At 63.9% G+C, this 24,775-nt stretch carries 18 protein-coding genes and 3 rRNA genes; 4 read left to right on the top strand and 17 right to left on the bottom strand.

The window, feature by feature from the left end; genetic code table 11:
- Positions 1 to 36: 36 nt before the first annotated feature.
- The 8 genes from rrf to GK109_RS11025 form a co-directional block, all read right to left on the bottom strand.
- A 5S ribosomal RNA gene (rrf, locus tag GK109_RS11060) occupies positions 37 to 153 on the bottom strand.
- A 201-nt stretch (positions 154 to 354) separates the two neighbouring features.
- Positions 355 to 3,481 (bottom strand): 23S ribosomal RNA (locus tag GK109_RS11055).
- A 496-nt stretch (positions 3,482 to 3,977) separates the two neighbouring features.
- Positions 3,978 to 5,500 (bottom strand): 16S ribosomal RNA (locus GK109_RS11050).
- Together the 16S, 23S and 5S rRNA genes form the textbook arrangement of a ribosomal RNA operon.
- A 665-nt stretch (positions 5,501 to 6,165) precedes the next feature.
- Positions 6,166 to 6,471 (bottom strand): 30S ribosomal protein S14, encoded by a 306-nt coding sequence (gene rpsN, locus GK109_RS11045; RefSeq protein ID WP_009358853.1) that lies wholly within the window; start codon positions 6,469 to 6,471, stop codon positions 6,166 to 6,168.
- A 2-nt stretch (positions 6,472 to 6,473) separates the two neighbouring features.
- A complete protein-coding gene (gene rpmG / locus GK109_RS11040; RefSeq protein WP_013602737.1) occupies positions 6,474 to 6,641 on the bottom strand; it encodes a 50S ribosomal protein L33 in 168 nt (55 codons plus the stop codon).
- On the bottom strand, positions 6,641 to 6,877 hold the full coding sequence (rpmB, locus tag GK109_RS11035) for a 50S ribosomal protein L28 (protein WP_013602738.1): 237 nt from the start codon (positions 6,875 to 6,877) through the stop codon (positions 6,641 to 6,643). Before rpmB ends, rpmG begins: the two co-directional genes overlap by 1 nt.
- A 253-nt stretch (positions 6,878 to 7,130) precedes the next feature.
- Positions 7,131 to 7,892 (bottom strand): SGNH/GDSL hydrolase family protein, encoded by a 762-nt coding sequence (locus GK109_RS11030; RefSeq protein ID WP_157240410.1) that lies wholly within the window; start codon positions 7,890 to 7,892, stop codon positions 7,131 to 7,133.
- A 52-nt stretch (positions 7,893 to 7,944) separates the two neighbouring features.
- The gene (locus GK109_RS11025) at positions 7,945 to 8,424 is read right to left on the bottom strand and encodes a MarR family winged helix-turn-helix transcriptional regulator (protein WP_104999378.1); all 480 of its coding nucleotides are present in this window, start codon (positions 8,422 to 8,424) and stop codon (positions 7,945 to 7,947) included.
- Positions 8,425 to 8,494: 70 nt separating this feature from the next.
- Between GK109_RS11025 and GK109_RS11020 the strand changes: the two genes are divergently transcribed.
- On the top strand, positions 8,495 to 8,782 hold the full coding sequence (locus tag GK109_RS11020; RefSeq protein WP_157240408.1) for a YciI family protein: 288 nt from the start codon (positions 8,495 to 8,497) through the stop codon (positions 8,780 to 8,782).
- Between the two features lie 41 nt (positions 8,783 to 8,823).
- Here the strand turns inward: GK109_RS11020 and GK109_RS11015 are convergent, their stop codons facing one another.
- A complete protein-coding gene (locus tag GK109_RS11015; RefSeq protein WP_157240406.1) occupies positions 8,824 to 9,669 on the bottom strand; it encodes an SGNH/GDSL hydrolase family protein in 846 nt (281 codons plus the stop codon).
- A 340-nt stretch (positions 9,670 to 10,009) separates the two neighbouring features.
- On the opposite strand from GK109_RS11015, the gene GK109_RS11010 reads away from it, so the two are divergent.
- A complete protein-coding gene (locus GK109_RS11010; RefSeq protein WP_231754845.1) occupies positions 10,010 to 10,960 on the top strand; it encodes a family 16 glycosylhydrolase in 951 nt (316 codons plus the stop codon).
- Between the two features lie 22 nt (positions 10,961 to 10,982).
- Here the strand turns inward: GK109_RS11010 and GK109_RS11005 are convergent, their stop codons facing one another.
- From GK109_RS11005 to GK109_RS10970, 8 genes are all read right to left on the bottom strand, one after another.
- Positions 10,983 to 12,038: a siderophore-interacting protein gene (locus GK109_RS11005; protein WP_157240404.1), complete on the bottom strand. Its 1,056-nt coding sequence runs from the start codon at positions 12,036 to 12,038 to the stop codon at positions 10,983 to 10,985.
- The gene (locus GK109_RS11000; protein ID WP_370460544.1) at positions 12,035 to 12,850 is read right to left on the bottom strand and encodes an ABC transporter ATP-binding protein; all 816 of its coding nucleotides are present in this window, start codon (positions 12,848 to 12,850) and stop codon (positions 12,035 to 12,037) included. The genes GK109_RS11005 and GK109_RS11000 overlap by 4 nt, the downstream gene beginning before the upstream one ends.
- Before the next feature lies 1 nt (position 12,851).
- On the bottom strand, positions 12,852 to 13,895 hold the full coding sequence (locus tag GK109_RS10995) for a FecCD family ABC transporter permease (protein WP_370460778.1): 1,044 nt from the start codon (positions 13,893 to 13,895) through the stop codon (positions 12,852 to 12,854).
- A 65-nt stretch (positions 13,896 to 13,960) separates the two neighbouring features.
- Positions 13,961 to 15,052, bottom strand: coding sequence for an iron ABC transporter permease (locus tag GK109_RS10990; RefSeq protein WP_157240402.1), 1,092 nt, complete (start codon positions 15,050 to 15,052; stop codon positions 13,961 to 13,963).
- Positions 15,053 to 15,077: 25 nt separating this feature from the next.
- Complete coding sequence (locus GK109_RS10985; RefSeq protein ID WP_323058228.1) at positions 15,078 to 16,169, bottom strand: iron-siderophore ABC transporter substrate-binding protein; 1,092 nt, start codon at positions 16,167 to 16,169, stop codon at positions 15,078 to 15,080.
- Positions 16,170 to 16,376: 207 nt separating this feature from the next.
- Positions 16,377 to 19,856 (bottom strand): ATP-binding protein, encoded by a 3,480-nt coding sequence (locus GK109_RS10980; protein ID WP_370460542.1) that lies wholly within the window; start codon positions 19,854 to 19,856, stop codon positions 16,377 to 16,379.
- The gene (locus GK109_RS10975; protein ID WP_157240400.1) at positions 19,853 to 20,659 is read right to left on the bottom strand and encodes a DUF4194 domain-containing protein; all 807 of its coding nucleotides are present in this window, start codon (positions 20,657 to 20,659) and stop codon (positions 19,853 to 19,855) included. Before GK109_RS10975 ends, GK109_RS10980 begins: the two co-directional genes overlap by 4 nt.
- On the bottom strand, positions 20,656 to 22,110 hold the full coding sequence (locus GK109_RS10970; protein ID WP_321214716.1) for a DUF3375 family protein: 1,455 nt from the start codon (positions 22,108 to 22,110) through the stop codon (positions 20,656 to 20,658). The genes GK109_RS10975 and GK109_RS10970 overlap by 4 nt, the downstream gene beginning before the upstream one ends.
- 229 nt (positions 22,111 to 22,339) lie before the next feature.
- Between GK109_RS10970 and GK109_RS10965 the strand changes: the two genes are divergently transcribed.
- Both GK109_RS10965 and GK109_RS10960 read left to right on the top strand, forming a co-directional pair.
- Entirely contained in the window at positions 22,340 to 22,642 is a 303-nt protein-coding gene (locus GK109_RS10965; RefSeq protein ID WP_157240398.1) for a hypothetical protein, read from the top strand.
- Positions 22,643 to 22,704: 62 nt separating this feature from the next.
- Positions 22,705 to 24,750, top strand: a complete 2,046-nt coding sequence (locus tag GK109_RS10960) for an acyl-CoA dehydrogenase family protein (protein WP_157240396.1) — start codon at positions 22,705 to 22,707, stop codon at positions 24,748 to 24,750.
- Positions 24,751 to 24,775: the final 25 nt, after the last annotated feature.

The following is a 24,775-nucleotide window of genomic DNA, read 5'->3' as shown; positions in this document are numbered from 1 at the left end:
CCCCAACCTGGTGGTTGGGGCCTCGACCTAATGGTTGTCCGGCGGTGACCTACTCTCCCACACCCTCCCGGGTGCAGTACCATCGGCGCTGTGGGTCTTAGCTTCCGGGTTCGGAATGGGACCGGGCGTTTCCCCCACGCTATGACCGCCGTAACCTTGTTACCCGTCCGCCCGGGTGTCCCGGGGGGTGGGAAGTGTTGTGGTTACAACATTGTGGTGTTGTTATTCAGTTGGTGTTCCCTGCAACAAATGGTTTGTTGTTCGGGAACCACATAGTGGACGCAAGCAGTCTTGTTATCTTTTTACCAACCCTGGTGTGGAACCGCTTTTGAACCGGTTTCACGGGTGTGGTGTGTGGTGTAAGTTATCGGCCTATTAGTACCGGTCAGCTTCACGAGTCGTTAGTCCTCGCTTCCACATCCGGCCTATCAACCCAGTGGTCTGGCTGGGGGCCTCTCACACACGAGGTGTATGGAAATCTCATCTTGAAGCGAGCTTCCCGCTTAGATGCTTTCAGCGGTTATCCCATCCGAACGTAGCTAATCAGCGGTGCACTTGGCAGTACAACTGACACACCAGAGGTTCGTCCGTCCCGGTCCTCTCGTACTAAGGACAGCCCTTCTCAAATTTCCTGCGCGCGCAGCGGATAGGGACCGAACTGTCTCACGACGTTCTAAACCCAGCTCGCGTACCGCTTTAATGGGCGAACAGCCCAACCCTTGGGACCTACTCCAGCCCCAGGATGCGACGAGCCGACATCGAGGTGCCAAACCATGCCGTCGATATGGACTCTTGGGCAAGATCAGCCTGTTATCCCCGAGGTACCTTTTATCCGTTGAGCGACGGCCATTCCACAATGTACCGCCGGATCACTAGTCCCGACTTTCGTCCCTGCTCGAGATGTCTCTCTCACAGTCAAGCTCCCTTGTGCACTTACACTCGACACCTGATTGCCAACCAGGCTGAGGGAACCTTTGGGCGCCTCCGTTACTTTTTAGGAGGCAACCGCCCCAGTTAAACTACCCATCAGGCACTGTCCCTGACCCGGATTACGGGCCGAAGTTAGATGTCCAAAGTGACCAGAGTGGTATTTCAACGATGACTCCACCCGAACTGGCGTCCGGGCTTCAACGTCTCCCACCTATCCTACACAAGCCACTCCGAACACCAATACCAAACTATAGTAAAGGTCTCGGGGTCTTTCCGTCCTGCTGCGCGTAACGAGCATCTTTACTCGTACTGCAATTTCGCCGAGTTTATGGTTGAGACAGCGGGGAAGTCGTTACTCCATTCGTGCAGGTCGGAACTTACCCGACAAGGAATTTCGCTACCTTAGGATGGTTATAGTTACCACCGCCGTTTACTGGGGCTTAAATTCTCAGCTTCGCCTTGCGGCTAACCGGTCCTCTTAACCTTCCAGCACCGGGCAGGAGTCAGTCCGTATACATCGTCTTGCGACTTCGCACGGACCTGTGTTTTTAGTAAACAGTCGCTTCCCCCTGGTCTCTGCGGCCCCGATCCCCTCCCACCAGCAAGTGGTGTTCAAGGTTGGGGCCCCCCTTCTCCCGAAGTTACGGGGGCATTTTGCCGAGTTCCTTAACCATAATTCTCTCGATCGCCTTAGTATTCTCTACCTGATCACCTGTGTCGGTTTGGGGTACGGGCGGCTAAAACCTCGCGTCGATGCTTTTCTCGGCAGCATAGGATCACCGAATCCCCCCAAACGGGGGTCCCATCAGATCTCAGGCATCATGAACAGCGGATTTGCCTACCGTTCGCCCTACATCCTTAGACCGGGACAACCATCGCCCGGCTCGGCTACCTTCCTGCGTCACACCTGTTAATACGCTTGCCTCCCAGGATCAGGTCCTGCGCTCCACCAAAACCCTTCACCCACAAGGGGTGTCAGGCAGGTCTCGGGCAGTTAGTATCCCCTGTTCAGCATGGGCGGTTTTTCGCCGGTACGGGAATATCAACCCGTTGTCCATCGACTACGCCTGTCGGCCTCGCCTTAGGTCCCGACTTACCCAGGGCAGATTAGCTTGACCCTGGAACCCTTGATCATTCGGCGGACGGGTTTCTCACCCGTCTTTCGCTACTCATGCCTGCATTCTCACTCGTGTAGGCTCCACCGCTGGTTTACACCGCGACTTCACCGCCCACACGACGCTCCCCTACCCATCCAAACGCCTGAACCACAAGGGCTTAGCTAATATTTGAATGCCACAACTTCGGCGGTGTACTTGAGCCCCGCTACATTGTCGGCGCGGAATCACTTGACCAGTGAGCTATTACGCACTCTTTTAAGGATGGCTGCTTCTAAGCCAACCTCCTGGTTGTCTTCGCAACTCCACATCCTTTCCCACTTAGCACACGCTTAGGGGCCTTAGTTGGTGGTCTGGGCTGTTTCCCTCTCGACTATGAAGCTTATCCCCCACAGTCTCACTGCTGCGCTCTCACTTACCGGCATTCGGAGTTTGGCTGACGTCAGTAACCTTGTAGGGCCCATTAGCCATCCAGTAGCTCTACCTCCAGCAAGAAACACGCAACGCTGCACCTAAATGCATTTCGGGGAGAACCAGCTATCACGAAGTTTGATTGGCCTTTCACCCCTACCCACAGCTCATCCCCTCCATTTTCAACTGAAGTGGGTTCGGTCCTCCACGACGTCTTACCGTCGCTTCAACCTGGCCATGGGTAGATCACTTCGCTTCGGGTCTAGATCACGCCACTGCAACGCCCTATTCAGACTCGCTTTCGCTACGGCTGCCCCACACGGGTTAACCTCGCGACGTAACACTAACTCGCAGGCTCATTCTTCAAAAGGCACGCCGTCACCAGAATCAGACTGGCTCCGACGGATTGTAAGCACACGGTTTCAGGTACTGTTTCACTCCCCTCCCGGGGTACTTTTCACCTTTCCCTCACGGTACTGGTCCGCTATCGGTCATTAGGGAGTATTTAGGCTTATCAGGTGGTCCTGACAGATTCGCACGGGATTTCTCGGGCCCCGTACTACTTGGGATACTCTCACAGGCGGTACACAACATTACGGTTACGGGGCTAACACCCTCTCTGGCCGGCCTTTCAAGACCGTTCACCTATGCCTGCACATCACACCCCACCAGCCCGGCAGAACTGGTATGGAAAGTCCCACAACCCCGACCATGCAACGCCCGCCGGCTATCACACATGGAACGGTTTAGCCTGATCCGCGTTCGCTCGCCACTACTAACGGAATCACTATTGTTTTCTCTTCCTGCGGGTACTGAGATGTTTCACTTCCCCGCGTTCCCTCCACGCACCCTATGTGTTCAGATGCGGGTCACCGAGTCACTCGCGCGCTCGGCGGGGTTTCCCCATTCGGACACCCTGGGATCACAGTCCGGTTATCGACTCCCCCAGGCTTATCGCAGATTCCTACGTCCTTCTTCGGCTCCTAATGCCAAGGCATCCACCGTGTGCTCTTAAAAACTTGACCACAAAAGATCAAAAACGCTAATTTTCGAGAAAACCACGAAAACCACTGCACCATCCCGAAAGACAGCACAACAGATCCAGGTTCATATTCTTGGAAATTGCTTCTTATAAAAGATGCTCGCGTCCACTATGTAGTTCTCAAACAACAACCCCAAACCACACACCCCACACACACAACATGCATGATCGGTGCAGCCAGGAAACCAGAAACAAACAAACCCGCAACCCCGCCCCGCAAAACGGGACGGAACCACGGCCCTGTTGCCTCAGGACCCAACAGTGTGCCAAACACGAAACCACCCGCACCCACCAGCACCCTTCCAGGAACCCCCGCAAAGAGGAACCGTACTAAGCACCGGAAAGAACCGGCAGCCGCTATTCGTTGATATTCCACCCTTGAGCACCCGCCGCAGAACTTGCGTCTGCGCAACGGGCTGTACTCCTGACAAACCCCCGCACCGCATACACGGCACGAACAATCTGTAGGTGCTCCTTAGAAAGGAGGTGATCCAGCCGCACCTTCCGGTACGGCTACCTTGTTACGACTTAGTCCCAATCGCCAGTCCCACCTTCGACAGCTCCCTCCCACAAGGGGTTAGGCCACCGGCTTCGGGTGTTACCAACTTTCGTGACTTGACGGGCGGTGTGTACAAGGCCCGGGAACGTATTCACCGCAGCGTTGCTGATCTGCGATTACTAGCGACTCCGACTTCATGGGGTCGAGTTGCAGACCCCAATCCGAACTGAGACCGGCTTTTTGGGATTAGCTCCACCTCACAGTATCGCAACCCTTTGTACCGGCCATTGTAGCATGCGTGAAGCCCAAGACATAAGGGGCATGATGATTTGACGTCGTCCCCACCTTCCTCCGAGTTGACCCCGGCAGTCTCCTATGAGTCCCCACCATCACGTGCTGGCAACATAGAACGAGGGTTGCGCTCGTTGCGGGACTTAACCCAACATCTCACGACACGAGCTGACGACAACCATGCACCACCTGTAAACCGACCGCAAGCGGGGCACCTGTCTCCAGGTATTACCGGTTCATGTCAAGCCTTGGTAAGGTTCTTCGCGTTGCATCGAATTAATCCGCATGCTCCGCCGCTTGTGCGGGCCCCCGTCAATTCCTTTGAGTTTTAGCCTTGCGGCCGTACTCCCCAGGCGGGGCACTTAATGCGTTAGCTACGGCGCGGAAAACGTGGAATGTCCCCCACACCTAGTGCCCAACGTTTACGGCATGGACTACCAGGGTATCTAATCCTGTTCGCTCCCCATGCTTTCGCTCCTCAGCGTCAGTTAATGCCCAGAGACCTGCCTTCGCCATCGGTGTTCCTCCTGATATCTGCGCATTTCACCGCTACACCAGGAATTCCAGTCTCCCCTACATCACTCTAGTCTGCCCGTACCCACCGCAGATCCGGAGTTGAGCCCCGGACTTTCACGGCAGACGCGACAAACCGCCTACGAGCTCTTTACGCCCAATAATTCCGGATAACGCTTGCGCCCTACGTATTACCGCGGCTGCTGGCACGTAGTTAGCCGGCGCTTCTTCTGCAGGTACCGTCACTTTCGCTTCTTCCCTACTGAAAGAGGTTTACAACCCGAAGGCCGTCATCCCTCACGCGGCGTCGCTGCATCAGGCTTGCGCCCATTGTGCAATATTCCCCACTGCTGCCTCCCGTAGGAGTCTGGGCCGTGTCTCAGTCCCAGTGTGGCCGGTCACCCTCTCAGGCCGGCTACCCGTCGTCGCCTTGGTAAGCCATTACCTCACCAACAAGCTGATAGGCCGCGAGTCCATCCAAAACCACAAAAAGCTTTCCACCCCCCACCATGCGACGAGGAGTCATATCCGGTATTAGACCCAGTTTCCCAGGCTTATCCCAGAGTTAAGGGCAGGTTACTCACGTGTTACTCACCCGTTCGCCACTAATCCCCCCACAAGTGAGGTTCATCGTTCGACTTGCATGTGTTAAGCACGCCGCCAGCGTTCATCCTGAGCCAGGATCAAACTCTCCGTTGAAGTAAAACAGACACAACCCCCAGCCCCGGGAAAACGGGACAAAAAGGCTGCACAAAATTTGAAACCAGCTGTAAAAACCAGACCACCCACAGGGGCGGACAGCCCGGTCAATTCAACCAATCACTAAAACAATTGGTATCAACAAACTTGGCACACTATTGAGTTCTCAAACAACAGACACACCCGGCACCACCACCAGCAAAAAACCACCGTGGATCGCTCCGGAGCAACTTTTCAAACTTACCCGACTCTCCGTTCCGATGCAAATCCGTGTTTCAGGATTCTCATCGGCGGGAAGTCGTCCCCACCTCTTCAGGAGCGCTCGAAAGCCCTGCCAGAATTTGGTCTTGATTTTGGGGGTTTGGCCGCCCGCGGTAACCAGCTCTTCGCTGTCTCCCTCGCGGCGACTTAGAAAACAATACACCTCCCCGGGGGCCTCCGCAAATCCCCCTGGCGAGGCCCTCTGAACCCCGTGTTTCCGCGGCAAAGCGGCCCACGGGCGGCCGCGGGAGCCCACCCGGCGTCGTATCCCGTTCCTGTGTGCTGCAGCACAGTGCCTGGCCGCCGGATCGAAGGACGCCAACCGGAGAATCCTTAACAGCAAAAGGGCCGGCAACCGTGAGGTTGCCGGCCCTTTTCAAGCAGCTGGTATCAGCAGTGCTGGATTACCAGGAAGACTTGGTGATGCCCGGAAGTTCGCCCTTGTGGGCCATGTCGCGGAAGCGGACACGGGAGATGCCGAACTTCTGGAAGGTACCGCGGGGGCGGCCGTCGATGATGTCGCGGTTACGCAGACGGATCGGGGACGCGTTGCGGGGCAGCTTCTGCAGGCCCAGGCGGGCCGCTTCGCGTGCTTCGTCGGTTGCGTTTTCGTCAACCAGGGTCTTCTTCAGCTCGAGGCGCTTTGCAGCGTAACGCTCCACGATGACCTTGCGCTGCTCGTTGCGAGCAATCTTGGACTTCTTAGCCATGTTTAGCGCTCCTCTCGGAATTCGACGTGCTGGCGGATCTTGGGGTCGTACTTCTTCAGGACCATGCGGTCCGGATCGTTACGACGGTTCTTGCGGGTTACGTAGGTGTAACCCGTGCCCGCAGTCGACTTGAGCTTGATGATCGGACGTACGTCCTTGTCCTTAGCCACTAGAGCTTCACCCCACGAGCCAGAATCTGGGCGACGACTACGTCGATGCCGCGTACGTCGATGGTCTTGATGCCACGTGCAGAGACCTGCAGCGTGACGTTACGGCGCAGGGACGGAACCCAGTAGCGCTTCTTCTGAATGTTCGGATCGAACCGGCGCTTGTTGCGGCGGTGCGAGTGCGAAATGCTGTGCCCAAAGCCCGGCTCGGCTCCGGTCACTTGGCAGTGTGCTGCCATGACTTCTCCTCAAGAATTGAAAGTAATGATCCGCATATCTGCTGCTGGACCATGCTGCTAAGGGCGACCCAAAAATGAAGAAGGGCAACGGTTAGTCACGCAACTTGAGCCCCTAACTACCGGCCACCCTGGAGAAATTACCGGGCAACCGGAGCAATTGCGCACGCTCCGCGCACTTAGCGCCTACCAAGTCTACGAGTTCGCGCAATTAAAGACCAATCCGGCGCTGGAGGGTGTATAAGCAGGCCCGGGGTTAGAGGTGCGTGAGCTGTGGGTACCTCGGCCTAAGGCCGTCCCCGGACGACTTCCCGGTGACCCGGCGGACCACCCACGGCCCGGCGTACTCGCGGAACCACCGGGCGTTGGCCCGGATGGCGTCCAGCCCGCTGAGTTCGGGGACGGGCGTCATGGGCGGGATGTCGATGGAGTGGTCGTGCTCCAGGACGTCCAGCACCCGCTTGGCCATGTTGGCGTGCCCGGCAGCGGACATGTGCATCCGGTCCTGCGCCCACATGCCCCAGTCGTAGTACTCGCTGAAGCGCCAGTAGTCCACCAGCAGCGCGCCGTGGTCGCCGGCGATGCCGCGGACCAGTTCGTTGTAGATGGCCGTGCGCCCACGCATGGTGCTGAACACCTTCGAGCCACGCGCGTCGAATCCCGTGAACATCACCACGGCGGCACCGGTGGCACGCAGCTTGGCGATGGCGTCGTCGTACTCCACCAAAAGGTCATCGATGTCGATCCTGGGGCGCAGGATGTCGTTGGCCCCCGCGTAGATGCTCACCAGGGTGGGTTTAAGTTCCACGGCGGCGTCCACCTGCTCAGCCAGGATGTGGCGGAGCTTCCTCCCGCGGATGGCGAGGTTGGCGTAGCCGAAGGCGGGGTCAGCGGCTCCCAGCTGTTGGGCCACGCGGTCCGCCCAGCCGCGGACACCATTGGGGCGGGTGGAATCGTCGTCGCCCACACCCTCCGTGAAGGAGTCGCCAAGGGCAACGAACCGGGTTGTGAAATCCATTCGGATAGTTTGCCATCAGTTGTTGGAAGCAACCAACCGCGGGCGAGGGACCCTAGTTTTCCCTCAGGATCCAGTGGTCCGCATCCAGCCGGCCCACTACCTTTTCGCCGATCCGGGCCAGGTCAAGGACGTCCTGCTCGGTGAGGGCATCAAGGAACAGGTCACGGACGTCCTCCACATGGCCGGGTGCAAGGCCCACGATGGTTGCCATCCCCTCGTCGGTGAGGTGTGCGGTGGTGACCCGGGCATCATGGGGATGCGGCCGCCGCTCCACCCAGCCGCGCTTCTGCAGCTTGGTCACCACGTGCGAGAGCCGGGACAACGACGCGCTGCTGCGGGCAGCGAGTTCGCTCATGGGCAAGAACCTGCCTTCCGCTTCGGAGAGCATGGCCAGGACGGTGTAGTCGAAAAGCGAAAGCTTTCCCGCTGTGTGGAGCTTGGTGTCCAAGGCCGCAGGCAGGAGGGTATTGATGCTCACCAGGGCCAGCCAGGCTCGGCGTTCGTCGGCGTTGAGCCAGCGCGGTTCGGTCATTCCCTCATTCTACGAGAGCGGCCTGGTTGATCCTTCAAGTAGGTCCTGTGGCGGCCGGTAGGCTGGGGCCATGTATGTTGTCTCCCTGAGTTACCGGGTTCCGCAGGACATCGTGGACTTCCACAATGAGGGCCACATTTCCTGGCTTCAGAAGGCCTTTGATGACGGAGTCTTTATTGCCGCAGGCCGCAAGGTGCCGCGGACGGGCGGCCTGCTGCTCTCCCAGGCGGACCGCGCCACCCTCGATGCCTGCCTGAAGCAGGACCCGTTCTACACGAACGGCGTTGCGGACTTCGAAGTCATGGAGTTCCACGCCGCAAGGGTGGCGCCGGGCTACGAAATCCTCCTGGACAGCTAAATCTGCCGGACAGCTGAGGCCTAAGGCTCAGGCCGGGGACGCTAGTTGGCTTCACTGCAGTAGGACTTCGCCGCCAGCTTCTTCAGCCCGCCTTTCCGCGGCACCTTCACCGGTTCCGGCCACCGCGGGGTGAGCTCGTCCCCCAGGGTGACGCCGCGAAGTTTGCGGCCGAAGAGCGGCAGTACCCAGTCGTGGATCCAGCGCCGCTGCTGCCGCTCCCACTCCCGCAGACTGGGCCGTAAGGGCGGTTCCCAGTCCTTGGGCGTGATCTTGTGGGGCACGCCCAGCCGGTCCAGCACCTGCCCTGCCAGGTATTTGTGCCCGGCCTTGGACATGTGGAGCCGGTCCGAGTCCCACATCCGCCGGTCATGGAAGGCATCGAGGGACCAGTAATCCACCAGGACTGCGCCATATTTTGCCGCAATCGCCCGAACCCGCTGGTTGTAGAAGGTGTTGCGCTTCTTCAGCGGTTCCAACAGCGCTGAGACCTTGACGTCGAAACCGGTAAAGAGCACCAAGGTAGCTCCGGTCTCCGCCAGCTGTGCCACGAAGTTTTCATAGTCGGCCATGAGGGCCACCATGTCCGTCTTCAGGTCCAGGATGTCATTGCCGCCCGCGTACAGCGTTACCAGGGCGGGCTTCATTGCCAGTGCCGGTTCCAGCTGCTCGTTGATGATCTGCCGGAGGCGTTTGCTCCGGATGGCCAGGTTCGCGTACCGCCAACCCGGCTGGGCCTTGGCCAGTTTCTCCGCAACCCGGTCTGCCCAGCCCCGGACCCCGTTGGGCAGCCGCTCATCCCGGTCCCCGACGCCCTCGGTAAACGAATCGCCCAAGGCAACAAATACCCGCCGGCCCTCCAGCTCCGGAAGCAAAGGATTAGCACCCATCCGACGAAAGTAACCGCCCAAAGAGACGCCAAGGTAAACGGACAGCAACAGGATGTGCAGAAGGGCGACAGCTGCCGGCAGGGTCCGCGAGCCGGGCCAGATCGGCCCGATCAGCAGCTACTTGGTCCTTGTCGTATTTTTGCGACCGATGGTCACGATCAGGTAACGTGGGCGGCTGGCCCCAATGCAGGGCCCCGGGCGCCCGATCACTGGACCCCGCTGCGCCCCTTCGGCGCCTGCTAGCTCTGGCCCCGCCAAAGGGGGCCCAAAGATGCTTTCCGCACTCGTCAACGTCTCAAGTGCATCAGTCGTTTCTTCCTGCCCTAAGCCCGGAGGTATCTTGTTCAAGAAAATAGCCATCGTTATGACCATGGGTGCTTTGTCCCTGACAGGATGCGGCCCGGCCCCTACGACCAACGGGGCGGCTGACCCATCCTCGGCCGACGGCGCGTCCGCGCCTGCCACTCCAGGCCCCACTGACACGGACACAGCATCTCCGGCGGCCACGGCTTCGAGCAGCCAGACTCCAGCTGCGGAGGAGGCAACCGAGGCGACACCGGTCACGTCTGCGCCGGCGCCTGCCGCGGCACCCGCGCCTGCGGCTGCGGCCGCCCAGCCGGTCAGCCAGGCTCTCGCGACGACGGGTGACGGTGCGCAGGCAGCTACCGCCTTCGGTTGGGGCCCGGTCCTGACGGGCGACGAATTCTCCTACACCGGCGCACCGGACCGGACGAAATGGAGTGTCTATAACAGTGCAGGGCATGCAGGCAAAGGCCTGCGCAGCCCCCAGGCCTGGTCCGTTGCCAACGGCGTAGCCACCGTTAGCGGAGACGCAGCCGGCACCACTGGAGGCATGTCGGCAAAGTTCGCGGAGCAAAGGTATGGCCGTTGGGAAACGCGCATGAAAACCAATGCGCGGGACCCGAAATACCACCCGGTCCTGATCCTCAACAACAACAGTGCCCCGAACTGCGCCGAGATCGATTATGCCGAGGGCAGCTCAGTCACCTCCGTGATGAGGTTCTTCCTGCACTACGCCTGTGGTGGAGCGGATTTCCAGACCACAGCGGCGACGCCTGTCGATGGCACGCAGTGGCACAACTACGCGGTGGAGTGGACCCCGGACGGCATCAGCGGATACGTCGACGGAGTAAAGACCTTCACGGACACGAACCCGGCGCACCAGCCCTCTACCGTAATGAAGCAGACAGTGCAGCTGGATTGGTTCCCGGACGGCTCCGCCACCAAGCCATCGCAGATGCAGGTCGATTGGGTCCGCGTCTACAAGTAAGGCAGCCCTTTTCCGGCTGAGGCTACAGCTCGGCCTTGCCCTGGCGCCAGTAGCCCATGAACGCGACCTGTTTCCGGTCGATTCCGACGTCCCGGACCAGGTAGCGGCGCATGTCCTTGATGACGGCGGCTTCCCCGGCGATCCAGGCGTAGAAGGGCATGGCGCCGGCCGGTCTGTCGGGGTTCTTGGTGGCCTGGATGTCCGAAGTCTCCATCCGCGCGGGGGTCTCCCAGAGGATGTCCACATCCACGTTGACGTCTTCGGGCTCCGGGCCGGCGCCGCCGTCGGACGCTTTGATGCCAACCCAACCGGGCTCAGGAACCGCCGAACGCACTGCCTGCTGGAGCAGCTCGCCGTGCGGGCGGGAGCGGCCGATCGAGGCGCCTCGGGCCAGCCAGGTGATTTCGATGTCGGCCGGCGAGGTCAGTTCGAGGAAGTCGCCGGCTTCGGGGACTTCCAGGAAGGCGTGCCCGGTCATGTATTCCGGCAGGCTTTCCAGGATGGCGGAGATGGCCGGGACGGCTGTTTCGTCGCCGGCCAGCAGGATGCGCTGCGCCAGTCCGGGGCGCCATTCGATGCCTGAGTAGGTCTCGGCGGTGACGCAGTGCGCGGCCCTGTTGTTGGGCCCGATGATGGTGATGGCGTTGCCCGGCTTCGCGTTGAGGGCCCAGTTGGCGGCCGGCCCGCCGTTGCCACAGTGGTCAAAGTGCATCACGAAGTCGACGTCGATTTCCGGGTACACAGCGTCGAGGCGCGACTGCCGGACCGTGTAGGTCCGCATCGAGCCCCGGACGGCAGGATCCATGGCGAGCCATTCGCGGTACCAGCCGGAGGAGCTCATTTCGAACACCGGGAGGGGCAGCGGGCTGCCGTCCGCCGCGAGGGACGGGATCATGAGCTTGATCCGGAGGTCCAGGGTGTCGCCGTGGACGCCGAAGTCCCGCAGCGAGTACCCGCCGAACGTGATCCTGCGGAAGTTGGGGCTCAATTCCTGGACCGATGTCACGGTGACTTCGAACGCCAGGGTCATGGGCTCGGTGTTCATCGTCTTTGCGGCGGCAGTTTCCCGGGTTTTCATGAAACGAGCTCCAGTTCGTTGGCGGGGACGTGGTGGCGGCCGATGGGAATGACCAGGGGTGTTCCGGAAAGGGGATCGGGGATAACGCGGGACTCGAGGCCAAAGACATTGCGGACCAGGCCCTCCGTGACCACCTCGGCGGGGGAACCGACTGCCACCACGGCCCCGCCCTTCATGGCGATAACGGTGTCCGCGTACCGGGCGGCCAGGTTCAGGTCATGCAGGACGATGGCCACGGTGGTGCCCCGCTGCCGGTTCAGGTCTGTCACGAGGTCCAGGACCTCCACCTGGTGCGCGAGGTCCAGGTAGGTGGTGGGCTCGTCCAGGAGCAGCACGTCGGTTTCCTGCGCTAAAGCCATGGCGATCCATACCCGCTGCCGCTGTCCGCCGGAGAGTTCGTCCACGTTCCGCCCGGCGAGGGCCAGCGTCTCGGTGGCTTCCAGTGCGCGCCGCACCGCAGCCTCATCCTGCGGGCTCCAGCTCCGGAAGAAGCCCTGGTGCGGATAGCGTCCGCGGCCCACCAGGTCCCTCACGGTGATGCCGTCCGGGGCTGTGGGGTGCTGCGGGAGGAGGCCCAGGGTGCGGGCCAGTTGACGGGCGGGCAGCGAGTGGATGTCCTTGCCGTCCAGGGCGACGGTGCCGGCCGCAGGTTTGAGGAGCCGGGACAGGCCTCGGAGGAGGGTGGACTTCCCGCAGGCGTTGGCACCCACGATCATGGTCACCTTGCCTTCCGGGATTTCGGCGTTGAGCCCGTCCACCACGCAGCGCTGGTCATATTTCAGCGTCAGGTCCTTGGCGTTGAGAACTGCCACGTCAGGCTTCCTTTCGGTTGGCCGTGACCAGGAGCCACAGCAGGAACGGGGCACCGAGCGCACCGGTGATGACGCCCACCGGCAGGACGGTGCCGTCCAGCAGCAGGGGTGCAAGATTGGCGGCGAGGTAGTCTGCCGCGAGGACAATGAGGGCGCCCACCAGGGCCGACGCCGGGAGGCTGGCCTTGCCGGTAAAGCGCCGGGCGATGGGCCCGGCCAGGAAGGCGACGAACGAGACCGGGCCGGCAGCCGCCGTCGCCACTGCCGCGAGCGAGACAGCGATGGTGACCAGCGCGAGGCGGGTGGCACCGACGCGGATGCCCAGGCCGGCGGCGGCATCGGGGCCGAGCTCCAGGATGCGCAGCGGCCCGGCGATGGCTGCAACGGCGGGAATCAGGACGGCGAGGGCAAGGGCCAGCACCCCGGCCCGGTCCCAGCTGGCGGAGTTCAGGGAGCCGTTGAGCCAGACGAGGGCATCCGCTGCGGTGCGGATGTCTGCGCGGGTCATCAGGAAGCTCACCACGGCATGCAGCGCGGCGGCGATGCCCACACCCGCCAGGATGAGCCGGTTGCCGGCGGCATCACCGCGGCCGGTTCCGCCCACGGTGCCGCTGGAGATGGCGTAGATCAGCGCCGCGACGCCGAGCGCGCCGGCAAGCGCTGCCCCGGAAACCACGGCACCGGACGCACCGAAAATGACGATGGCGGCCACCGCGGCGGCGCTGGCGCCGTAGCTGATGCCGATGACGTCCGGGCTGGCCAGCGGGTTGCGCAGCATGGTCTGGAACAGGGCACCGGCCAGGCCGAACGCCAGGCCCACCATGGTGCCGAGGACCGCCCGCGGCAGCTTGTTCTCCATCACGATGAAGCTGGCGCCGGGGACCTTTTCCCCGCCTGTCAGGTGCCCAACGAGGATTTTGAAGAAGTCCGGGATGGTCACGGTATAGCTGCCCAGCAGCACGGACACTGCGAAGAGGATTACGACGGCGGCGGCGAGGACGGCGGTCCGGTTCACCCGCAGCCGTCCCCGGCGTTGCCCTGTCAGTCTTGGTCCCTTAAAGCCGGTTGTCGGAGCCGTATCTGACAGGTCGACGGGGGTTTTGGTGATGCTCACAGTCCGGCTCCCTTGCCGCGGCGAATCAGCCAGACGAAGACGGGCGCGCCGACGAGGGCGGTCATGATGCCGGCCGGGACTTCGCCGGGCAGGAGGACCACGCGGCCGATGATGTCGGCCCCCAGCAGCAGCGCCGGCGCAAGGACCAGGGAGAACGGCAGGATCCAGCGGTAGTCGGGGCCGGTGAGGAAGCGGACCGCATGCGGGATGACCAGGCCCACGAAGGCGACGGGTCCGGCAAGGGCAGTGGCGGAGCCGCACAGCAGCACGATGCCGAGGGCCGTGACGGCCCTTGCCAGTCCAACGCGCTGGCCGAGGCCGCGGGCAATGTCGTCGCCGAGGGCCAGGCTGTTGAGGATGCGGCCGGTCAGCAGCACAATGAAGGCCCCCGCGGCAAGGAATGGAAGTCCGGAGAGCACCGCGGACCAGTCGCGCCCGGCGATGCCGCCCACCTGCCAGAAGCGGAACCGGTCCAAAGTGTCCTGGCTGGAGACCAGGATGACGTTCATCAGCGAGTACAGGCCGGCATTCAGTGCCGCGCCTGCCAGGGCGAGCTTCACCGGGGTGGCGCCGTCCCGGCCCAGGGAAGCAATGAGGTACACCACGACGGCGGCGGCTGCTGCCCCGACGAAGGCGAACCAGATGTAGCCGGAGAGGGATCCGACGCCGAAAACATAGATGCCGGTGACCACGGCCAGGGCCGCGCCGGCGTTAACACCCAAAATGCCCGGGTCCGCGAGCGGGTTGCGGGCCACGCCCTGCATGGCTGCGCCCGCAAGGCCCAGCGCACCGCCGGCCAGCAGGCCAAGGACGGTGCGGGGAATGCGGGCGTGGACCACGGCGTGGTCGCCGTTGGCGGGATCAAACGAGGTGAGCGCCTGCCACACGGTGGCGAGGGGAAGGCCCCGCGCGCCAATGGCCAGGGAGGCCCCGGCCAGCAGCGCCAGTACAACGACGGCGGCCAGCAGCCAGGCGGCGCGCGGCCCTCCAAACGTGCGGCCGGGGGCATGTACTGCAGGCCCCGTGCCCGGCACGAAGGTGCCGGGCGCCGGCTCCTGGCGGGCCGCCGTCGTCGTACTGTCCGTCATTTATCTGTTCCTACCTGAGCGGTGCTTACTTCACGGCATCCGCTGCGGTGGCCAGCTGGGGCAGGAACGTATCCAGCGACCACGGCAGGCTCAGCGGGGAGGAAGCGGAGATGGACAGCGTCAGGGTGTTGTCCGAATCAGCAACCAGGGCGCCGTTCTTGATGGCCGGGATCTGGCTCAGCAGGGGATCTGACTTGATGGAGTCAGCGGTGGCTGCATCCGGCACCCAAGTCACGAAGATGTCCGATTCGAGCTCATTGGCCTTTTCAGCCGACCAGGGGAGGAAGAACTCCTTGGAACCCTTGGACTTCTCCTCAACGATCGGGGCCAGCTTCATGCCGATCCCGCTGAGGAAGCGCGGGCGGTTGTCCATGGCGGTGTAGACGTTGACGCCGTCGCCCTTGGCCGGCTCGAGGTTGCCGTAGATGAAGCTCTTGCCGGCCAGCTGCGGGTACTCGGCAACCTTGTCCTTGATGGCGGCCTCGGTGTCGGAGATCAGCTTGGTTGCCTCGGCGTCCTTGCCAAGTGCCTTGCCGATGATGGAGGTGGAGTCCTGCCAGGAAGTTCCGTATGCGAGTTCCGGATGGGCCACAACCGGGGCGATCTCGCTCAGTTTCTTGTAGTCCTCCTCGGTGAGGCCGGAGTAGGCGGCCAGGATGACGTCCGGGGTGAGCTTGGCGATCTCGGTGAAGTTGATGCCGTCCGCCTCGGAGTACTGGACCGGGGCCTTGTCCGAGCCGAAGCCGGCGCCAAGCTCCTCCAGGGCTGCGTCCTTCCAGGGCGTGGAGCCCTGCTCGTTGCCGCCCCATTCGTTCTTGGGAACGCCCACCGGGACAACGCCCAGGGCAATGGCCACATCGTCATTGACCCAGGAAACGGTGGCTACCCGGGTGGGCTGCTTCTCGATGGTGGTCTTGCCGTACACGTGCTCGATGGTGACGGGGAACTGCGCACTGCTGGAGCTGGATGCCCCGGCGTCCGGGGTGGAGGACGCGGGGCCTGTTGAGCAGGCGGAGAGGGTAAGTGCCGCTGCGGCCAGGACAGCGGTGGCCTTGCCGGCTGACTTGAACAGCGTGCGGCGGGTGGTGCCGGGCCCGGAGAAGAGGGGGGAAGTCACAGAACTCCTTAAGTGAATGAAGCGAACTTAAGTAAGGCTAACCTACCCTTATCGCCATTACGCAAGGTTTCTGTAACTTATTCCCCTTCGTGACGAAGCACACACCCACCCGACGCTCTCTCACTTAATGCAGGAAAAACCCAAACCCTCTATCACCGGGTGATGGAGGGTTTGGGGAAAAGGCACATTAAGTGAGAGAGCGTGCCGTCAGCGCAGGACGATGTCCACCGGGTTCGCTTCGGAGCGCCAGGCGCCTTCTTCGCCCGGCCGCGGTTTGATGACAGGCGCCGTGAGCACGCCGGAGCGGTTGGTGCGCTTGTCGCGGAGGATTTCGGTGACGGAACCGAGGTGCCGGGAGAGGTCGATGACGTTCTCCGGCGCAGCCAGCAGCAGCTGGAACCCGAACTCGTGCAGCGCCTTGATCCCGGCGCCCGCAAACTCCTCGGACGCCAGCACGAATGCCTCGTCCATCATCACGGTGCCGTAGGTGGTGAAACCCTGCTCGGCGATGCCCAGCTGGTAGCTCAGGGCCGCGGCCATGATGAAGGCCGTGAAACGCTGCCGTTCACCGCCGGACATGGATCCTGTGTCCGCGTGCATGAAGACCTCGGACTTTTTGGCGCCGCCCTTTTTGCCCGACGCCGGCCCTGCAACCTCGCGGTGTTCCTTGCACTGGATGAACAGGTGGCCGCGCACGTCCAGCACCTCGGCCCGCCAGCGCCTGTCCTCGGGCGCCTGTGAGCCCAGCCGCTTCACCAGGGTTTCCAGGGACTTGTAGCGGGCGGTGAGCTCGGCGTCGTCGTCCCTCTCCTGGCCCTGGCCCTCCGCCTTGGAGGCGTCCGCGCGGGCGGGCCGGGTGTGGCGCGCCTTGAGCGCGCTCTGGATGGCGTCCTTGAACTGTTTGGCAGTGGGCGGCAGCGTCTGCTTGATGTCCAGCTCCAGGAAGCTGCCCTCGTGGAAGTTGACCTGCGAGAGGATGCCGTTCAGCGGAAGGATGCGGCTGGTGATGGAGCGGCGTTCCTCGTCCAGCAGGTGCAGGAGGGTGCTGAAGGATTCGTGCGTGCGCTGGTTGAAGAACTGCCGGAATTCCGCCTCCTGGGCGGGCAGCCCGTCGCTCACGATCGCGTGGTAGCGGGTCTCGAACTCACCCGCGGCGCCAATGGAGGTGCCATGGTCCGCGGAGATGGCGCTCCCCCACTCCCGGACGAACCCCTCGAAAATCCTCGTGAGCCGCTCGGCCGTCGCCTGCCCGCGCGACTCCGCTGCGTGCAGTTCCCCCAGCAGTCCGGTCCGCACCCGGTTGGCCAGGTTGTCCAGCTCGTGCATCTCAGTAACGTCGCCGAAGCCGGCAAAGTACGGTTCCAGCGCGCTGACGGTAGCGTCCGACGGCGGCGCCTGGGCCAGGCGGTTGCGTGCGGCTTCCAGCAGTGAATCCGCCGCGGTCAGCTGCCGGTCCAGCGACTTGTATTCGCTTTGCAGGACGGCGGCGGCCTCGGTGCTGGACTGGTGCTTCTGCCGCACTTCTTCGATGGCCGCGCGGAGGGGCTCGAGGTCCGCCTGGGCGGCCAGCGCATCCTTGAGGCGCTGTTCGATCCGGGCAAGCTCCTCGGCAGCAACCTCCGCCGAAACCTGTTCCCACGAACGGTGGTCCTCCGCGATCCGGCGCAGGGCCTCCAGCTGCCGGCTCATGCCCTGGTGCGAGTCTTCCCGGCTTTGCGCCAGCTCAGCCGCCTTGGCAACCTCCTGCCGCAGGTCCTCCACCTGGCCGGCCACGAGTTCCAGCTTGGCGGCATTGTCGAACCCGAGGACGTAGTCCTGCCGGCTGGTGAAGCGGTCGTCCTTTTCCACCGTGTGGCGGTTGCGCTTCACCACGCCGCCCAGGCTGAGGCCACGGTCCAGCCCGGCGAGCTCGTCCGGATCCTCTACGCAGGGATAGGCGAAATCCAGCGCGATCCGCTCACGGATCCAGGAACCTGCCTCGGCCGCGACGCCCGTGGTGAGGATGTCCAGCTTGGTGAGCAGGTCGCCGTCGTGCACGTCCTCCAGCGCCAGCGCACCGCCGGAGAGCGGCCTGGACACGTCAACCGCGCGCAATGCTCCGCGCACGTTGTGGTCGTTGAGGTAGCGGGTCACGGCAGCGAAGTGGGCACCGGGCACCAGGAGCGTGGTGGCGAGGTTGCGGAGCGCGCGCTCGGCGGCGGGGCGCCACTTTTCCTCCCCCTCGGCAAGGTCCATCAGCTCGCCGGCGAACGGCATCCGGTCCTCGGGTATGCCGGTGGCGGCGGCGATCGCTGCGCGGTTTTCAATGCTCGACGGCGGCAGCAGCGACTTGCGCGTCTTCAGCGAGACGAGCTCCTGCTCGGCTGCGGCCAGCTCCCGCTTCTTCGTGGCGTGCGCGTCGAACGCTTCGAAGCGCAGCTCCTGCAGGGCCTGGGAATCGTCCTTGAGCTCTGCCGACCTCGCGGCCGCCTGCTCGTGCGCCTGTTCCCAGCCGCCGGAGGTCCACTCCAGCTGCAGGCCGGCGTCGGCCAATGCCTGGCGCGCCGCCTCCTCCACCTGCTCGCGGAGCTTCAGGCCCACGCGCGCGTTCTCCAGCGACTGCTCAATGGCGGAAATCGCGTTGCCGCCCTGGTTGTTGTAGTCCGCCTCCAGCTGGCGCAGCTCCTTGGCCAGCCCGTCCCGGACCGTTCGTTCGGCGCCGAGCTCCTTGGCCTTCGCCTGCGCCAGCTCTTTGAAGCGGAGCAGCGTTTTTTCGTGGACCGTGACGGCCAGCTGCTGCTTGTAGGCCTCGAATTCTTCGCCTGCCAGGTCCCGCAGCCGGTTCGCGTCCAGCAGTGCCTGTGCATACTCCTTGTTGAGCCCGGGAACCGGGGCGAGCTGGTCCCGCTGCTGCCGGACGTCCTCCAGCCGCTGCCGGATGGACATCAGGTTGCTGAATTCCTCCACGACGTCGTCCGCTGCCGCGAGCGTGGCCGGGGCGTCCAGGACCTGGTCGCGGAAGAACGTGTTGACGCTGCCGCCCAGGCCCTTGCCGGCCTGGATCACGCGCAGGAGCGGTAGGGCCTGGTCCGAGTTGATGCCGAGCAGCCGGCGGAACCGTTCCGCAAACGCCTTGTGGACATCGAAAACCTGGGCGTCCGGGAAGATCGCCTCCAGGGCAGCCTTGGTGAACCGTTTGTCCGCGATGCCCTCCAGCGCCTCCAGGTCCAGCGGCTGGTGGTCGACCAGGTAGAACCGTCCCACGCTGGACTCAGTGCCGTTCTTGGGCAGGTCGAACAGCGCAGACACGGTAACCCGCGTGCCGGCGGCGTTGTCGAACGTCAGGGCGACGGCGGACCAGGTGGCCCCGGGCCGCTGGAAGGCACTCGCCGAGCCCTCGCCGACGGCCTTGTCGCCCACCTTGCCGCGCATGTACGTAAACGTGGTCCGCTTGTCCTCCACGGCACCGCCGGACCGCTGGGCGGCGGCCTCGTTGGACCTCGGCCGGGCGTCGAAAACCCGCAGCATGGCATCAAACAGCGTCGACTTGCCTACACCTGAGTTGCCGGTCAGCAGCGTGCCGTTCCGGTCCACGTGCATCGTGTGCGCCCCGTGGAACGTGCCCCAGTTGACCACCTGCACCAGGGCAAGGCGCATCTGGCCGGGGTTCGTCAGCTCGCCCATCGGCAGCATGCTCGCGATGCTCACCGGGCATCCTCCACTTCGGTTGCGTCCCCGGTCCCGGCGGGGTCAGCCGCCGGATCCGAGTCCAGCTCTATTAATGCCTCGGTGCCCGCGGGATCTGTGGTCGCCGCCACCAAGGCTTCTATTTGGGCCGGGATGTCGCCGATGTTCTCGAAGGGGAGGGCCAGGGGCAGGGCGTTGGAGATGGTGTAGACGTCCTCCAGGCCCGTGGGCAGGAGTAGCTGGCGGGCGAGGAGCTTGGTGATGGCCCTGTTCACCACGTCCGAATCCCGGAGCGCGTCCTGCTGGCCCGCGGGCTGGTAGTGCGCCACGAGGTCGGCGATCTCCTCGCGCGTGATGGTGGGGTCCGTCTGCGCGGTGACATGCCGGTCCAGCAGCAGGCGCAGGCGGAGAAGCACAATGGTCTCCACCCGGCTGAGCGCACGCTGCTGCCGGAGGATGCTGGAGCGGGCGCTGCCCCCGATCGCGTCCGGGTCCACCGGCCGCAGGACGGCGATCTTCCGTTCGTGGTCCAGTTCCATGGTGAGGAACAGCTCCGACAACCGGCTGCGCAGGATCACCTGGTTGTCCAGGAGGACGGTCCAGAGCTTCTCGTCCCGGCCGCCGTCGATATACGGACCTTTGAGGAGCTTCACCAGTGCCTGCCGCACCTTCATCGGGAGAACGCCAGTATCACCCGGGAAGAGGGCCGCACCGTCGACGAACGTATCGCGCGGGGTGACGGCGAAAGGCCGCTCCGCACCGGACGCCGCCCCTTCGCCGCGCTCTGCCTCCGGGGCCGCCGTCGTGGTCATTTCTTCAGTCATCGTGAATCCTTTGGAAGCGTGACCAGCGGCAGGTAGGCCCTGCGTGAGGTTCCGTCTATCTGTTCGAAGTCCAGGGCGTCGAGGGCTTCCTTGTCGAAGCCCGCTCCGGCGTGAAGGGCGTGGGAGAGGAGCGCCCGGATGGTGTTGATGTGCTGCTCTTCCGGGGGCAGCTGCTGCCAGGCTTCGGAAAGCGTGGCGGCGCCGGCCATGGCCGCGCGCACCACCTCGGGCTTGGCCTTGCCGGTCCTCGGCGAGCGCACGCGGTCGGCATCGCTGAAGGCGATAGGGTCCGCAAGTTTGGGCGGAGCTGCGAACTCGTCAGGGTCGAAGAGCTTGACCATGGACAGCGACTCGAACCCGGCGTTGAAGAGGACAGGACCGCGGACCAGGCCGGGGCGTTCCCGTTCGTACGGAAGGGACCGGATGGCCTGCTCGGCTTCCCGGAGGACCTGGCGGAGCCGGACCGACTGGCGGAAGTCGTCGCTTTGCACGTACGTGTTGAGGCTTTCGCTCAGCTTGCCGTAGATCCGCTGGATCTGGCTGTGCTGCTGGCGAAGCTCGGCCACCAGGTTCTTCAGCGTTTCCCGGTCCTCGGGCGAGAGGTCGTCGGCGAACTGCCGGCTGAGGACCTCGCCGATCGCGGACCGGAACCTCAGCTGCTGCTGCGGGTCCTCGAGGAACGCGGTGAAGGAACGGAAGGTCCTGCCCTCGGGGCTCTGGCGGAGGCGCTTGTCCGCTTCCAGGACCTGGGCCATGGTGGCGCCCTTGGTGAGCGACTCCTCGATGATCTGGTTGCGCAGCCCGCCCACCAGTTCCTCGATCCGGTCACGCATCTTTTTGTAGTCGGCCGGCAGGCTCGCGGCGAGGTCCAGGATGTTGCCCGCGGCTTCCACCGCCTGGTCGTCGTCCAGCAGGCCGTCGAACTCGCCGGAGCTGATGTCCTGGATCAGCTGCTGGCGTTCTTCAATCTCCTCTTCCAGCGACTCGAGGCGGGCGCTCTGGTCCGGGTTGGTTTCGTTGGCGAGCTTCTCGACGTCGCCCAGCAGCGTGCCGAGGCGCGACCCGTTGAGGGTGGAGCGTTCGCTGGAGAGGCTGTCCAGGAAGGCGAGCACACGGGCGGCCGGTTCCGTTACCTCGTAAACGATCTGGCCGGACTGGTTCCGCCGCGTCAGGAACTGCCGGCGCGTCCACTCGTCGCCAAAGGACTTTCCGTTGGCGCCGCCGCCCAGCCCGGGATCCTGCCTGCGCAGCTCCTCAAGGAAGGAGTCGACGTCGGCGTGGAACTCCTCGAGCGGAAGCTGGGGGCGGGTGCGGGTGAAGGATGCCTGCAGCACCGCGATCACCCAGGGCGCCGAGCGCGTCAAGGCCCAGGCAGGTCCTTTGGTCAGGAGTTCGAGGTCCCGGAGCCGGGCGCTGATGGCGTCAGCGGATGACCTGGCGGAGCGGGGCACACACTCTCCTTGGGCTGTTTGCGGGGGCGGGGCGGCGGCTTGGATCGAAAACTGCCAACTACAAGGTTAACGCAGGCGCCGCGACCGCTTCGTGACCTACCCGGCCGTAGTGTTTCGATCCCATACCAACAGCTACTTCCGGCCCGGCGGCTATGGCTGGCCGGAGAGGTCCCACCCTACGCTTCTGCTACTGATCTCAACCAAAGCAACGTCGCAGCAGGGGGACTCAATGCACTTCGATCTCAGTTCAGTTGAAACCGCCACCTTGGTCTTCGCGGGCACCCTGGTGTTCGCGGTTGTCCTGGCAGCATTCGTCCTGGCAGCAGGACTGGTTGCCCTGGTGCTGCTGGGGATCGGAAAGCTGGGCTGGACCGTGGTTTCCACCATCCTCCTGGCCGTGGTCCACGGCATCAACGCAGGCTGGGACAGGCTGGTGCACCACGCGACGACGGTGGATGTTTCCGGGGATTTCCAGGCCCAGCACTCCCCTAGCACCGGAACCTACCCGCGGGTAATCTTGAGGGACAGCTGAAGGGTTCTCCAACCCGGCGGATCCATGGCTACACCCGGCCATTCCGGCCAAGGAGATAACCCATGAGCTCCGCCACTGACAGCACCTCCGCAACAAGCCCCGCCACCGGCCTCCCCGTTTCCACCGCAACGGCAACGGACGCGCACCCCGGGGAGACCCCCGTTCCCGCCGGAAAACTAGGTGCCGGCGCCACAGCCCAGGACGCCCGCGCCGTGGCAGAGGCCGCCCGGGAAACCGGCTGGGAGCGCCCAAGCTTCGCGAAGGGACTCTACCTGGGCAGCTTCGACCTCGGGCTGGTCCACCCTTGGCCCACCCCCGATCCTGCCTCCGTGGAGCGGGGCGAAGCATTCATGGAGCGCCTGACCGGGTTCGCCCGCACCATGGACGGCCGGGTGATCGAGCGCGAGGCCAAGATCCCGGACGAGTACATCCGGGGCCTGGCGGACCTCGGCGTTTTCGGGATGAAGATCCCGGAGGAATACGGCGGCCTGGGGCTCTCCCTGGTTTACTACGGCCGTGCCCTGGCGCTCCTGGGCAGCGTGCATCCAAGCCTCGGCGCCCTCCTCTCGGCCCACCAGTCCATCGGAGTGCCGGAACCGGTCAAGGTTTTCGGAACCCCTGAGCAAAAGCGCGAGTACCTGCCCCGCTGCGCCGCCGGGGCCATCACCGCCTTCCTGCTGACGGAACCGGATGTGGGCAGCGATCCCGCCCGGCTGGGCAGCACGGCGACGCCAACGGACGACGGCGAGGCGTACCTCCTGGACGGCGTCAAGCTGTGGACCACCAACGGGGTGGTTGCGGAACTGGTGGTGGTGATGGCCGTGGTCCCTGCCCACACGGACGCGGACGGCACCGTGCACAAGGGCGGCATCAGCGCGTTCGTGGTGGAGATGGACTCGCCGGGCATCACCGTGGAGAACCGGAATGCGTTCATGGGCCTGCGCGGGATTGAGAACGGCGTCACCCGGTTCCACCAGGTCCGCGTGCCGGCTGCCAACCGGCTGGGGCGCGAAGGCCAGGGCCTGAAGATCGCACTGACCACGCTCAATACCGGGCGCCTCGCGCTGCCGGCGCTATGCGTCGCCTCCGGCCGGTGGAGCCTGAAGATTGCCCGGGAATGGTCCAACGCCCGCACCCAATGGGGCAGGCCGGTGGGCGAGCACGAGGCCGTGGGCAAGAAGATCGCCTTCATCGCGGCCTCCGCCTTCGCCCTGGATGCGGTGTTCGAACTCTCGGCCGAACTTGCGGACGCCGGCCAAAAGGACGTGCGGATTGAAGCCGCCCTGGCCAAGCTCTGGGCCACTGAAATCAGCTGCCGGATTGCCGACGAACTGGTGCAGATCCGCGGCGGCCGGGGCTTTGAGACCGCCGATTCCCTGGCTGCGCGCGGCGAGCGCGCCGTCCCGGCCGAGCAGCAGCTGAGGGACCTGAGGATCAACCGGATTTTCGAGGGTTCCTCGGAGATCATGCGGCTGCTGATCGCCCGGGAAGCGGTGGACGCCCACCTGGCCGCCGCGGGCGAGCTGGCATCCCTGGACGCAAGCCTGTCCGATAAGGCGAAGGCCGCCGTCGGCGCTTCCGGCTTCTACGCCAAGTGGCTCCCCAAGCTGGTGGCCGGAGCCGGCATGGACCCGCGTTCGTACAGCGACTTCGGCCGGCTGGCCAAGCAGCTGCGGTTCGTGGAGCGCTCGTCCCGGCGCCTTGCACGGCAGACGTTCTACGCCATGGGCCGCTGGCAGGCCAGGCTCGAAAGGAAGCAGGCGTTCCTGGGCAGGGTGGTGGACATCGGCGCCGAGCTGTTCGCCATGACGGCCTGCTGTGCCAGGGCGGAGATGCTGCTCCACACCGCTCCCGAAAAGGCCGCCAGCGCCTACGAGCTCGCTGAGGCGTACTGCGAGCAGGCCAGGGTGCGCGTGGACGAGTACTTCGACCAGCTGTGGCGTAACACGGACGACGGCGACCATGCCCTCACGCGGAAGGTCCTCGCCGGAGATTACACCTGGCTGGAGGAAGGCGTGCTGGACCAGTCTGAAGGAACGGGTCCGTGGATTGCCGACGCCTCTCCCGGCCCCTCCCAAAAGGACAACCTGCACCGCAGATACCGGTAGAACTGCAGGTCACAAAATAGTAAGC

Source organism: Pseudarthrobacter sp. GA104 (genome assembly GCF_009741265.1).
Classification (GTDB): Bacteria; Actinomycetota; Actinomycetes; order Actinomycetales; family Micrococcaceae; genus Arthrobacter.
This window is presented reverse-complemented; position numbering and strand designations above follow the sequence as displayed.

Bases quoted from the DNA above. Each gene is read 5' to 3' on its own strand.
- GK109_RS11025 (WP_104999378.1), bottom strand. From the start codon at position 8,424: ATGACCGAACCGCGCTGGCTCAACGCCGACGAACGCCGAGCCTGGCTG.
- rpsN (WP_009358853.1), bottom strand. From the start codon at position 6,471: ATGGCTAAGAAGTCCAAGATTGCTCGCAACGAGCAGCGCAAGGTCATC.
- GK109_RS10975 (WP_157240400.1), bottom strand. From the start codon at position 20,659: ATGACTGAAGAAATGACCACGACGGCGGCCCCGGAGGCAGAGCGCGGC.
- GK109_RS11015 (WP_157240406.1), bottom strand. From the start codon at position 9,669: ATGGGTGCTAATCCTTTGCTTCCGGAGCTGGAGGGCCGGCGGGTATTT.
- GK109_RS11005 (WP_157240404.1), bottom strand. From the start codon at position 12,038: ATGAAAACCCGGGAAACTGCCGCCGCAAAGACGATGAACACCGAGCCC.
- GK109_RS11030 (WP_157240410.1), bottom strand. From the start codon at position 7,892: ATGGATTTCACAACCCGGTTCGTTGCCCTTGGCGACTCCTTCACGGAG.
- GK109_RS11020 (WP_157240408.1), top strand. From the start codon at position 8,495: ATGTATGTTGTCTCCCTGAGTTACCGGGTTCCGCAGGACATCGTGGAC.
- GK109_RS10990 (WP_157240402.1), bottom strand. From the start codon at position 15,052: ATGACGGACAGTACGACGACGGCGGCCCGCCAGGAGCCGGCGCCCGGC.
- GK109_RS10960 (WP_157240396.1), top strand. From the start codon at position 22,705: ATGAGCTCCGCCACTGACAGCACCTCCGCAACAAGCCCCGCCACCGGC.
- rpmB (WP_013602738.1), bottom strand. From the start codon at position 6,877: ATGGCAGCACACTGCCAAGTGACCGGAGCCGAGCCGGGCTTTGGGCAC.
- GK109_RS10965 (WP_157240398.1), top strand. From the start codon at position 22,340: ATGCACTTCGATCTCAGTTCAGTTGAAACCGCCACCTTGGTCTTCGCG.